Raw genomic sequence first — 11357 nt, 5'->3', positions numbered from 1 at the left:
TTTTCGTCCGAGTTGACACCCCTCCCTGGGTGTGGCCCGCTCACGCGCGGCTCGTGACGAGACCCACCCCACCCGAATCGCAACCCACCTACGCAACCGCAAGCCGCCCAACGCAACAGGCGTGCCATCAACCCGCCCGCGGCGCTGGTGGGTCTTTGATCAGATTGGCGGGGTCTGGGGCGGAGCCCCAGAAAGCAACCGGAACACACGCACGCACCCCAACCACCTACGGACACGAAACAGGCAGCCGCCGACGCAACCGGGGGACGACCCACACAACCCACGCGCCCCCAAGCAACTCACCCCCGAACCAACGGCGGATACAACACCGAAGCACCCCCACGCCGATACAAAGCGGCAGGCCGCCCCCCATCCCGAGCCGTGCTCTCCCCAGTGGCCTCCAACAACCCTTCCACCCCAGTAACTTTCCGATGAAAGTTGCGAGGATCCAACGAAACCCCCCAAACGATCTCGTAAACCCGCCGCAACTCAGCCACCGTGAACTCAGGCCCACAAAACTCAGTCCCCAAAGCGGTGTACTCGAGCTTGGCCCGAGCCCTCTCCACCCCATCCGCCAAGATCCGCGCGTGATCGAACGCCAGTGCCCCGACATCCTCCACCGGCACCCAAGAGGCAGCCGCAGCATCAGTCCCAGCAACGGGCACAGGCAAGTCAGGCGCCAACGCCAGGTAGGCCACGGACACCACCCGCATCCGAGGATCCCGCCGAGGCTCACCATAAGTGGCGAGCTGCTCAAGGTGCAGCCCAGCAACCCCGGTCTCCTCAACGAGTTCCCGGGCAGCCGCGTCATCCACGGACTCGAACTCCCGAACGAACCCGCCGGGCAACGCCCACCGCCCCCGATACGGCGCCTCCCCCCGCCGAACCAGCAGCGCGCACAACGCGTCGGACCGCACAGTCAGCACCACGAGGTCGACCGTGACCGCGAAGGGCGGGAAATCACTTGGCGAGTACACATCCCCGAGTATAGGCTTATCGTCAGATCGACGATAAGGAGACGACGATGGCCGACATCAGCACCTACCCCGGACTCCGCCACCTCAGAGGAGCCCCGACGGTCCACATCAGACACATCCGGAAGGGCAAGGTCGTCCACGAGGGCACGGGCCTGAGCTTCTGGTTCCGCCCGAGAACCGCGGTCCTGAGCGAAGTCCCGGTGGACGACCGCGAACTGCCGATGCTGTTCCACGCCCGCACGAGCGACTACCAGGACGTGACGGTCCAGCTGACCACCACGTACCGCTGCACCGACCCCGCGACCGCGACGGCACGCATCGACTTCTCGATCGACCCGGACACCGGCACCTGGCGCCAGGACCCGCTGAGCCAGATCGCCAACACCCTCACCGAGAGCACCCAGCAGCACGCCCTCAAGATCCTCGGCACCCTGGACCTCGAAACCGCCATCAAGTCCGGTGTGGAGAAGGTCAAGGAAGCCGTCAAGGCCAACCTGACCGCCGCCCACATCGGGCTGGAGATCATCGACGTCAGGGTGGTCGCCATCCGCCCGGACGCCGACATGGAGAAGGCCCTGCAGACCACCATCCGCGAGAAGGTCCAGCAGGAGGCCGACAAGGCCACCTACGAACGCCGGGCCATCGCGGTGGAACGCGAGCGGGCGATCAGCGAGAACGAGTTGCAGAACCAGATCGAGCTCGCGAAGAGAGAAGAACTCCTTGTCGTGCAACGAGGTGCGAACGCGCTGAAGCAGGCGGAGGACCACGCCAGGGCCAGCCGGATCGCCGACGACGCGAAGGCCGAGGGCATCCGCAAGCTCGCGGAGGCCGAGGCGGCGGGTGAGAAGGCGAGGCTCGACGCCTACCGGGAGATCCCGCAGGAGACGCTGTTCGCCCTGGCCGCCAAGGAGCTCGCGGGCAACCTGCCGGAGATCGGCAGCATCACCATCACGCCGGACGTGATCCAGCCGATCCTGCAGAGACTGGCCCGATGAGTCTCGCCCCGAGAATTGTGCTGGTGCACAGGCGCACCGAGCTGACAGAGTTGCTGGCACGGCATGGCACACGGGGCCAGGTCGAGTTCTTCCTGAAGTCCCGCAACAGAACCCTGGACGAGGTGGTGGACCGTGACCAGCAGGCCCGCAGGGCGTTGGGAGCTGTCAGCGCCGCGATCCCGCTCGACTGGCGCCGTGGCGTGGTCGAGAGGGAAGACCTGTCGCGGTTCCTGTTCGCGCCCGAGGACGTAGTCGTCATCGTCGGGCAGGACGGGCTGGTCGCCAACGTCGCCAAGTACCTCGACGGCCAGCCCGTGATCGGCATCAACCCGGAGCGGGGCGTGCTCGCCAAGCACGCTCCTCAGGACGCTGGAGAACTCCTGCACAGCACGGGGAACACCGAGGACCGCACGATGGTCGAGGCGACCACCGACGACGGTCAGACCCTCCTCGCCCTCAACGAGATCTACGTCGGCCACCCGAGCCACCAGACCAGCCGGTACCGCATCCGCGACGAACGCCAGGCCTCGTCCGGCATCCTCGTCGGCAGCGGCACCGGCGCCACCGGCTGGTGCTCGAGCGCCCACCGGGAGAGGAAAAGCCGGATCACTCTGCCCGAGCCGACCGAGCGCAGGCTCGTGTGGTTCGTCCGGGAGGCGTGGCCGTCGCCGAGCACCGGTGTCGAGCACACCGAAGGCGAGCTCACCGACGCACCGCTCGACATCGACGTCGAGTCCGACGGGCTGGTGGCGTTCGGCGACGGCATCGAGAGCGACGCGCTACGCCTCGGCTGGGGACAGCGGCTGAGCGTCGGGCTCGCTGCCCGCAGGCTCCGCCTCGTGCGCTGAGCCGATCACCAGCAGGCACACGCCGGACAGCACGGCGCCCGCCACCAGGTAGAGCGCGACGGCCCAGGTTCCCCAGCCCAGCAACGAGGTCGCGACGAACGGTGCCAGGCCGCCCCCGAGCACGGCGCCGAGCTGGTAGCTCACCGCCACGCCGCTGTACCGCACGCGTGTCCGGAACAGCTCGGCGAAGTAGGCGGCCATCGGCCCGAACAACGCGCCTGAGCCGATGAAGCCGAGCACCATCGCCGTGGTGAACCACCGCGCGTCCATCAGCCAGAACATCGGGAACGCGAACGCCGCCTGGAACACCGCACCGCCGAACATCACCGGCAACCGCCCGACCCGGTCCGACAGCCAGGCGAACACCGGCAGGGAGATCACCTGCGCGAGCCCGCCGACGACCTGCGCCACCAGGAGATCGTCCGGGGACATCCGCAGAGCCGTGCGGCCGTAGTTGATGGTGAACACCGACAACACGAAGATGAAGATCTGGAAGCCGAGGTTCACGCCCGCGCCGAGCAGCAGCACGCGCCACTGCGTGCGCACGACCTCGGCGAGCGGCAGCCGCGCTTTCTCGGCCCGCTCGAACCGCGGGCTCTCGGTGACGCGCAACCTGATGTAGAGGCCGATGCCGACCAGCACGATCGAAAACAGGAACGGCAGCCGCCAGCCCCACGTCAGGAAGCCGGGGCCGGACACCCGCGACGACAGGTACATCGCGAGGTTCGCGAGCACCAGGCCGACCGGCGACCCGATGAACACCCAGCTGCCGTACCAGCCCCAGCGTCCCGACGGCGCGTGCTCGACGGCCATCAGCGACGCGCCGCCCTGTTCGCCGCCCATGAAGAAGCCCTGCACGATCCGCAGCAACACCAGCAGTGCCGGTGCCGCGATGCCGATCGAGGCGTACGACGGCAGCACGCCGATCAACGCCGTGGCCAGCCCCGTCATCGACAGGGTGATCACGAGCATCGCGCGGCGCCCGAGCCGGTCACCGAGGTGTCCGATGACCGCGCCGCCGAGCGGGCGGGCCACGAAACCCGCGCCGAACGTGGCGAACGCCAGCAGCACGCCGACGCGGCTGTCGAACTGCGGGAAGAAGATCTTGTTGAACACGAGCGCCGACGCCGTGCCGTAGAGCAGGAAGTCGTACAACTCGATCGTGTTACCGACTGCGGATGCCACAGCTACTTTGCGTACCCCCGTCATCGTTCCAGCCTGGTCGAGGGATTGACACTGCGCAATGGTCCGGTCACCCTTCGTCCTACGTTCCTACTCATCAGTAACGAGGTAGCAATGACGCGCCGAGTGACTGTTGTATCCCTGCTCACCGCCCTGATAGCGGCGATTCTGGTCCCGACCGCCAGCGCGGCTCCGACGTACCGGAACTACGTCTCGCTCGGAGACTCGTTCGTCTCCGGACCGTTCATCCCCCTGCAGCGGCTCGACCCGCTGAGCTGTTTCAAGTCGACGCGGAACTACCCGTCGGTCCTCGCCCGCGAGCTCGGCATCGCCAGCTTCACGGACATCTCGTGCGGCGGCGCCCAGACCAAGGACATGGCCGGCGTGCAGAGCGGCTTCCCCGGCCAGCCGGTGCCGCAGCTGTCCGCTCTCAGGCCCGACACCGATCTCGTCACGGTCTCCATCGGAGGCAACGACATCGGGTTCGGCGAGATCATCCAGAACTGCGCGAGCCGCGGCCTGCTCGACCCGCACGGCGCGCCCTGCAAGGCGTTCTACGGCGACGAGCTGGCCCAGCGCATCGACGCCACCGCACCGAAGGTCGCGAACGTCCTGCAAGCCATCAAGCAGCGTTCGCCGAAGGCCAGGATCGTGGTCGTCGGCTACCTGCGCATCCTGCCGCCGTCGGGAGGGTGCTGGCCTGTCGTGCCCATCGCGAGCGGCGACGTGCCGTACCTCGACGCCACGCAGCAGCTGCTCAACGGCATGCTCGGCGCGCAGGCGAAGGCAGCGGGCGCCGGCTGGGTCAACCCGTACGACATCAGCCTCGGCCGCGACGTGTGCGCGGCGCCGTGGGACAAGTGGGTCGAGGGCCTCATCCCGACCCGCCTCGCGTTCCCGGTTCACCCGAATGCCAGTGGCATGGCAGCGGTCGGTGAGCAGGTGGCGGCAGCGCTCACCGGGACGGAGTTCGCGGGCGTCTAGTTGCACGCAGTCGCGGCGGTTTACACGATCCGGTGTTACCGCTGAGTTGATTGGAGATCGGGGTCCTTGCCGCGCCACAGTGGTGGCATGGCAAGGACCCGACTTCTGTTTGCCTGCCTCGCGCTCGCCGCCCCGATCGTCCCCACGACCGCACAGGCAGCGCCCCTCCCCGCATCCGGCCTGGTGCTGTCGGTGCGGCCGGAGATGGGCAGCCTCAGCACCACGCAGCTCACCTGCGAGCCCGCCGGCGGGCTCCACAAGCACGCCAAGGAGGCGTGCGACCAGCTCATCCCCGTGGAGGGCGACTTCCGCAGGCTGGAGGACTCCGGCGCGATCTGCACGATGGAGCTGAACGCCACCAAGGCGACGTTGCGCGGCAAGTGGCGCAACAAGAAGGTCGACTTCCAGCAGGTGTACTCGAACCCGTGCGTTCTGCGGGCGTTCACCGGCAAGGTGTTCGACTTCTGAGACCGCGATCTCCGGTGTCCCGCCGCACCGCCGTCGCGGCGGGACACCGGCCTTGTTTCCGCACCGGCAGAGTTTTCTCTTGCCTGCTAACGAGTCGCGCTGTCGGTGAGGCGTTCGCGCACGAACTTGCGCGCCTCGTGGATCCGGAACCGAGCGGTGCTCACGGACACACCCAGCCGTTCGGCGACCTCGTTGTACTCGAGATCGGCGAAGTCGCGCAGCACGAACGCCGCGGCCAGATCCGGGTTGTGCTGCTCCAGTCGTTCCACCGCGTCCAGCACGTCGATGCGCGCCCCCGCGATCACGCTCGTGGTGCGCGGGTCCGGCCGTCCCGCGAGCACCTCGGCGGGTGTGGCATCAACCGCCCGCCTGCGCAGCGATCGGTAGGTCTCCCGCACGCAGTTCGACACGACGACGTGCAGCCAGGTCGTGAACGCCGACCGCCCTTCGAAGGTGTGCACCGAGCGGGCGACCTGCAACAACGCGTCCTGGCAGGCTTCCTCGGCGTCCGCGCGGAAGGCCAGCATCATCCCGCAGCGGCGCAGCACCGACGGTTGGATCAGACGCAGCAACTCGTCGAGGGCCTGCCCGTCTCCCGCCGCCGCCCGCGCGGCAAGGTCGTCCGCATCGACCGGGATCACAAACCCCCCATTCGCACCAACGCTGTTCCGCCATCATAGGCACGTGCGAAGGCCTTCGAAGATCGGTCGCTATCCCGTGCAAGCTCTACTCGGGACGGGTGCGTTCGCCGCCGTCTGGCTCGCAGAGGACGAACGGCTGCACGACCGGGTGGCGATCAAGGTCCTCGCCGAGAACTGGGCGGAGCGCCTCGACGTGCGGCAGCGCTTCGAGCAGGAGGCGCGAGTGCTGCGCCGCACCCGGTCGCACCGCGTCGTCGAGGTGTTCGACATCGACGAGCTGCCTGATGGCCGCCCGTACTTCGTGATGACCTACGCCGACGGCGGCAGCCTCGCCGACCGGCTCGAGGGCGGCCCGCTCCCGGTCGAGCAGGCCCTGCGGTACGGCGTCGAGCTCGCGCTGGGCGTTGCGGACCTGCACACCGCCGGCGTGCTGCACCGGGACGTCAAACCGTCCAACGTGCTGTTCCGCACCGGCTCCGGCGACCCGTCGCTGCTCGTCGCAGACCTGGGCCTCGCGCGCGAGCTCGCGCAGGGCTCGCGGTTCACGCTGCCGGTCGGCACCGCCGGCTACATGGCTCCCGAACAGGACGACCCGGAACACGTGCTCGACGAGCGAGCCGACGTGTACGGCGCGGGCGCCACGATCTACCACGCGCTGACCGGCCGCGCCCCGAGCCGTCCGCCCGCGCCGCCCAGCGACCTGCGCCCCGATCTGCCAGAGGGCACGGACGCGGTCCTGCTGCGGGCACTGGCACCGAACCCGGAAAACCGGTGGCCGACCGCCGCCGCCTTCGCCGCGGCGCTCGACGGCTTGCTCACCCCCACGCTGGTTCCCTTGCCACGACGACGATTCCGAACCTCCGCGACACTCGCGGCGGGGTTGATCGGCGTGCTCACACTGGCAGGCTTCGCGGCGTGGAAATGGGCACCGCCACCGCAGTCACGCGCGGCCCAGACGACAGTCATCGTCGCGGGGGCAACCACTCCCGCCGCGGAATCCACGAGCACGTCACCGACGCCAAATCCCAGCGCGATTCCCTTTGCGGACAAGAAGATTCCGCCCACCAGCGGAACCAGCGAACGCAGCCGGTCGAGCGACCACGCCGTCCCCGCACCACCGCCGTCCCAGACCCCGTCGGCGCAAGCGCGTGCCAGGCTGCCCAACTGCCTGCACGCGCAAGGCAACGGCGACTACCGGTCCGCGAATCACGTGGCGGAGCGGCCACCACCGGAACCCGATCTCGGGTCGGTCCAGCTCTGCCTGGACAGCGCCCAGAACTACTGGGCCTACGTGGTGCTGCACGCACCACTCCCCGAGGGCACCTGGGCCAACGCCTACCTCGACCTCTGGACCGACGGCAAGTTCGTCGGCACGTTCACCTGTTGGAACACCGAAGACGGCGGCAGCGGCTTCATCAAACCTGGTCAGACCACCTGCTGGAGCCCGAAGATCGACGGCTCGGACAGCCGGCACACCTTCCTGGCCCGCGCGAAGGTGTGCCGAAGCCCGCACCCCTCCGAGGCCGACTGCCATGCCGGCGGCCAGACCGCCCGCCTCCGATGACGTTATCGTTCCGTTACTAACAGACGTGCGGCTGCCGCCATCTCACCTTGTGCCCAGACCAGTTGCTCCACAGACACAAGGGGTCCCTTCACATGGCAACCATGAACATCCGCCGGGCGGCCGTCGCCCTCGGCATCGCGATGGCGGCGATCGGCACCACCGCGGTGGCCGCACAGGCAGACAGCTTGTCCGCGACCTGCAGCGCGGACGGACACACGCTCAACGCGACCGCGTACTACGTGAACAGCGGCGCGTACCACGTGTGGACGTCCATGTCGTACAAGGTGAGCGGCGGCGAACTCGGCTCGGAGAACGACGTCTTCTGGTCGATCAAGGAGGACAACCGGACCATCTTCGGCGACTCCGACACGGCGCTGCCCGCCAACACCTGGAGGAACAAGCCGACCGGCACGAACCCGCGCACCTACGGCGGCTATCCGGAGTGGGTGGTGTTCCGCGCGGTCTTCGACGAGCCCTTCCAGTTCGACCCGGAGTGCTCCACCGTGACTCGGAAGATCTGACCTCCACTCACGCACCGGCTGCGGCGAACGTCGCCGCAGCCGGTCACTCAGGAAGGTTGACCCCGATGCGCGTCCGCCACGTCGCAGCGATGTTCACCGCCGCGCTCGCCGCCCTTGCCGGATGCGCCGCAACACCACCACAACAACACGACAACGCCGGCAAGCGACTCAACGGTTGGTTCGTGCTCGACGCAGACGCCCACGGCGCGATCGTGGTGGGCGGCAGTTCGCGAACGCTGCGCGGGATCGACCGTTCAGGCCGGGTCATGTGGGAGAAGCCGAACGCGGAGGCGATGGCCACGTGTGAGGGTCGATGCCCGGCCCTGCGCGACACGGCGCAGATCGCCGGAGCCCTGGTGTGGCAACCCACCAGCGACGATGCCGCCGCACTCGCCATGGTCCCGCGACAGGACGGGGTCGAGGTGCAGAGGTTCGTGCGCGGGCCATCCGGCTGGGAACCCGGCGAGAAGTGGTCCGCTGCCAACGAGTTCGGCTGCACCGCGGGCGATCGGCCTGCCGTGATCATCGCGACGCCGCGGCCCGTGCTGCTCAGTGACGCGGCACGCGCGCCGATCCCCGAGCTCACCGCGGGCAGCGAGTGCGCCTTCAACCGGGACGGCGCGGTGATCGCGCTGAACGGCATCAGCGACGGGCGGACGACCGCCAGGGTCGTCGCCGTGACCGGGGACGGCACCAAGCTCTGGACCGCGGAGTTCGGCGCGGAAGCACGGGTGCGCGCCGATGCCGGTGGCGACGCCGTGGCGGTCGTCTCAGGGGGTACCGCCACGACGTACGCGTTGGCCGGCAAGGTTCTCACGAAGGAGACCGGCGTCGACGACGCGCGGTTCGACGAGACGGGTGCACTCGTGCTCGTCGACCACGACGGCGTCGTCCGCTGGGTCACATCAAGCCGGTAGACCCCATGCCGGTGCGGGAGCACCGATCACCGGGCCGACCTTCAGCTCCGGCCGGTCGCCGTCGCGGTGGATGATCGCTTCCTCACCGCGCCGCAGCTCGATGCGCAGATCTCCGTTGGGCAGCACCGAAAAGCGCTTCGGCCGGCCCGATCGATCACGCACGACCGGTTCCTTGATGTCCGTCCGGACGACACAGGGCGCACCGGCCTCGCTGCGCAGCTTGATCCACCGCGTCGCGCCCCTCTGCCGTGAGGCGCTGAGCAGGAACGCGCCCTGCGTCCGGAAGTTGTCGAGCGAGATCTCCGGCCACGGCACCGCGGGGAAGACCCGGATCACGCCGCCCCAGCTCTGGCACAGCATGTCGTACATCGACTGCACCGCCGAGAGCGGCGTTTCGATGACAGGACCGGACTCCTGGTACATCGTGTTCGGCTTGATGTACCGGCGCATCAGCTCACCGAGGTAGAAGTCCGCCTTGTCGCCGCGCAACATCTGCGCGCTGATCGACGCCGCGCCCGTGAACGTGTAGCCCTGCAAGGCCCCCTCGAAGCTGATCCAGTGGTTCAGCGAGGTCTCGATCAGCCGGCGCTTGGCCGGGTCCTCCCACGTCACCTCGTACAGCGGGTAGATCTGCAGCAGGTGCGAGTAGTGCCGGTGCGACTTCGCGAACGGCACCCCCGCGCCGATCATGTACCCGTTGGCGTCCACCGGGTACGGCGTGAGGTTCGCGAGCGTGTCCTGCCACTTCGGGATCAGCGGATCGTTGACGCGCAACGACTTCGCGGACTCGAGCAACGTCAGGCAGCCCCACCGGATGAGCGCGAGGTCGTAGTTGCAGTCCGGCGCGTTGACGCCGTACTCGGGCGAGAACGTGATCGGCAGGTGCCACTTGCCGTCCGAGCCCTTGGTCAGGAAGTGGAAGTAGTAGTTGATGGCTCTGCGCAGCAACGGGAACAGCACGTTGCGCAGAACACGGTCGTCCATGGTGTGCCGGTAGGTGAGCCAGACGTTGTGCAGCGTCCAGGTCAGGTTGCCGACCTCGGGCGTCGGCACGTCCTTGCCGGGAATGCCGACGCCGTAACCGGAGTTGCCGATGCCCGCGCCGTTGTTGAGCACGGTGTCGGTGGTGCGCGGGATGCCGGCGGAGTCGTGCCGGTACTCGGCGGGGACCTGCTCGACGAGCGCGTCGCGGTACCGGTCGACGGAGTACGTGACGGCGTCGAAGTCGACGTGGTTGGAGCCGTGGATCAGCCAGTACTCCAGCTGCACGTTGAGGTTCCACCACGTGTTGGGCCACGGCGTGTTCTCGAGCCACGGACCGCACGTCGCGATCGCCGGCGCCTCCTTCCGCGCGGCGGAGGCGAACTTGTAGAGCTGGATCCAGTAGAACGCCTGCAGTCGCTTGTCCGGAATGGACAGGAAGCTCTTGCGGTAGAAGTCGTGCCACCACAGCCGGTGGCCGACGGCGAGACCCTCGATCGAGCCGCACCGGACGTTGCCGATCGCCCTGCGCACAGCGGTCTTCTGCGGGTGCGACCACGCGACGCTGGTGAAGAGCGTGCGCCGGGTCCCGCGGGTGACCTCGCGCCACGCCGTCACGTGCTCGCCGCCCGCGTTCAACGGCTGTACGGCGAGCTGCACGTCACCAGCGCTGGTGAGCTGCACCGGCGGGTTGTCCGTGAAACCCGCCGGCGCGGGCCTGTTCCACTTCGGGTCGGTGCGCGGGCTGATCGCCTTGAGCGGGTGGAAGACCCACTTGAACGCCCGCTCGCCCTCGCTCGCCTGCACGTCGATCGCGTAGAGGTCGCGCTCGGTGTGGATGAACGCGCGCAACCTGAGGCTGCCGGCGGCGGTGGTGATCGTGCCGGTCAGCTCGGCGTTCCACAGGTCGAGCCGCCAGTCGACGGCGGTGATCGCGCCGACGGGTTCGAGCGTGAAGTAGCCGATGGGCAGCCGCGCCAGGCCGAACAGCGCGCCGAACTCCGGCCGGTGGTCCTGCACCTGGGAGTGCTGGACGTTGAACCTGACGGCGTTGGCGCCCGGTTCGGCGTAGATGCCGGAGCCGAGGAACCCGTTGCCGAGGTAAGGCCCTTCGAACCAGGTCGTGGGCATCTTCTTCCAGATGAGATCCGATGACCCGATGAAGTCTTTCCAGTTGAAGCCCTCACCGGCCGACGCGCTGGACGGGAGCAGCGCACTGCCCGCTACCCCGGCCAACGCGCCTCCGATGAGCGTGCGCCGGTTGAGTTCGACCACGTTC

Annotated in this window: 11 protein-coding genes; 7 read left to right on the top strand and 4 right to left on the bottom strand. The window is 68.4% G+C overall.

The window, feature by feature from the left end:
* Nucleotides 1-299: 299 nt before the first annotated feature.
* Entirely contained in the window at nt 300-977 is a 678-nt protein-coding gene (locus IEZ09_RS31720) for an NUDIX hydrolase (RefSeq protein ID WP_189257481.1), read from the bottom strand.
* Between the two features lie 47 nt (nt 978-1024).
* Here IEZ09_RS31720 and IEZ09_RS31715 point away from each other — a divergent pair, with 47 nt between their 5' ends.
* On the top strand, nt 1025-1972 hold the full coding sequence (locus IEZ09_RS31715; protein ID WP_189257480.1) for an SPFH domain-containing protein: 948 nt from the start codon (nt 1025-1027) through the stop codon (nt 1970-1972).
* The gene (locus tag IEZ09_RS31710) at nt 1969-2820 is read left to right on the top strand and encodes a hypothetical protein (protein ID WP_189257479.1); all 852 of its coding nucleotides are present in this window, start codon (nt 1969-1971) and stop codon (nt 2818-2820) included. The genes IEZ09_RS31715 and IEZ09_RS31710 overlap by 4 nt, the downstream gene beginning before the upstream one ends.
* On the opposite strand, the gene IEZ09_RS31705 is transcribed toward IEZ09_RS31710, so the two are convergent.
* Nucleotides 2752-4005 (bottom strand): MFS transporter, encoded by a 1254-nt coding sequence (locus tag IEZ09_RS31705; protein WP_229813126.1) that lies wholly within the window; start codon nt 4003-4005, stop codon nt 2752-2754. The genes IEZ09_RS31710 and IEZ09_RS31705 overlap by 69 nt on opposite strands.
* A 111-nt stretch (nt 4006-4116) precedes the next feature.
* Between IEZ09_RS31705 and IEZ09_RS31700 the strand changes: the two genes are divergently transcribed.
* The gene (locus IEZ09_RS31700; RefSeq protein ID WP_189257477.1) at nt 4117-4986 is read left to right on the top strand and encodes an SGNH/GDSL hydrolase family protein; all 870 of its coding nucleotides are present in this window, start codon (nt 4117-4119) and stop codon (nt 4984-4986) included.
* Between the two features lie 87 nt (nt 4987-5073).
* Entirely contained in the window at nt 5074-5454 is a 381-nt protein-coding gene (locus IEZ09_RS31695; protein ID WP_189257476.1) for an SSI family serine proteinase inhibitor, read from the top strand.
* Between the two features lie 86 nt (nt 5455-5540).
* Here IEZ09_RS31695 and IEZ09_RS31690 read toward each other — a convergent pair whose 3' ends face one another.
* The gene (locus tag IEZ09_RS31690; protein ID WP_189257475.1) at nt 5541-6095 is read right to left on the bottom strand and encodes an RNA polymerase sigma factor; all 555 of its coding nucleotides are present in this window, start codon (nt 6093-6095) and stop codon (nt 5541-5543) included.
* Between the two features lie 43 nt (nt 6096-6138).
* Between IEZ09_RS31690 and IEZ09_RS31685 the strand changes: the two genes are divergently transcribed.
* The 3 genes from IEZ09_RS31685 to IEZ09_RS31675 all read left to right on the top strand — a co-directional run bounded on the left by IEZ09_RS31685 (nt 6139) and on the right by IEZ09_RS31675 (nt 9097).
* Nucleotides 6139-7659 carry a serine/threonine-protein kinase gene (locus IEZ09_RS31685; protein WP_189257474.1) on the top strand — a complete coding sequence of 507 codons (1521 nt, stop codon included), beginning with the start codon at nt 6139-6141 and terminating at the stop codon, nt 7657-7659.
* 101 nt (nt 7660-7760) lie between these two features.
* Nucleotides 7761-8180 carry a hypothetical protein gene (locus tag IEZ09_RS31680; RefSeq protein WP_189257473.1) on the top strand — a complete coding sequence of 140 codons (420 nt, stop codon included), beginning with the start codon at nt 7761-7763 and terminating at the stop codon, nt 8178-8180.
* A gap of 65 nt (nt 8181-8245) precedes the next feature.
* A complete protein-coding gene (locus IEZ09_RS31675) occupies nt 8246-9097 on the top strand; it encodes a hypothetical protein (protein ID WP_189257472.1) in 852 nt (283 codons plus the stop codon).
* Here IEZ09_RS31675 and IEZ09_RS31670 read toward each other — a convergent pair.
* Nucleotides 9086-11353, bottom strand: a complete 2268-nt coding sequence (locus IEZ09_RS31670) for a glycosyl hydrolase family 95 catalytic domain-containing protein (protein ID WP_189257471.1) — start codon at nt 11351-11353, stop codon at nt 9086-9088. The two genes, IEZ09_RS31675 and IEZ09_RS31670, sit on opposite strands and share 12 nt — an antisense overlap.
* Nucleotides 11354-11357: the final 4 nt, after the last annotated feature.

Origin of the sequence: Lentzea flava (assembly GCF_014648475.1) — a bacterium.
GTDB classification, from domain to species: Bacteria; Actinomycetota; Actinomycetes; order Mycobacteriales; family Pseudonocardiaceae; genus Lentzea; species Lentzea flava.
Note: the sequence above shows the minus strand (reverse complement) of the source record. Positions and strands in the feature narration are given on the sequence as shown.

Coding starts and splice junctions, on each gene's coding strand:
- IEZ09_RS31700 (WP_189257477.1), top strand. CDS start 4,117: ATGACGCGCCGAGTGACTGTTGTATCCCTGCTCACCGCCCTGATAGCG.
- IEZ09_RS31715 (WP_189257480.1), top strand. CDS start 1,025: ATGGCCGACATCAGCACCTACCCCGGACTCCGCCACCTCAGAGGAGCC.
- IEZ09_RS31680 (WP_189257473.1), top strand. CDS start 7,761: ATGAACATCCGCCGGGCGGCCGTCGCCCTCGGCATCGCGATGGCGGCG.
- IEZ09_RS31695 (WP_189257476.1), top strand. CDS start 5,074: ATGGCAAGGACCCGACTTCTGTTTGCCTGCCTCGCGCTCGCCGCCCCG.
- IEZ09_RS31675 (WP_189257472.1), top strand. CDS start 8,246: ATGCGCGTCCGCCACGTCGCAGCGATGTTCACCGCCGCGCTCGCCGCC.
- IEZ09_RS31710 (WP_189257479.1), top strand. CDS start 1,969: ATGAGTCTCGCCCCGAGAATTGTGCTGGTGCACAGGCGCACCGAGCTG.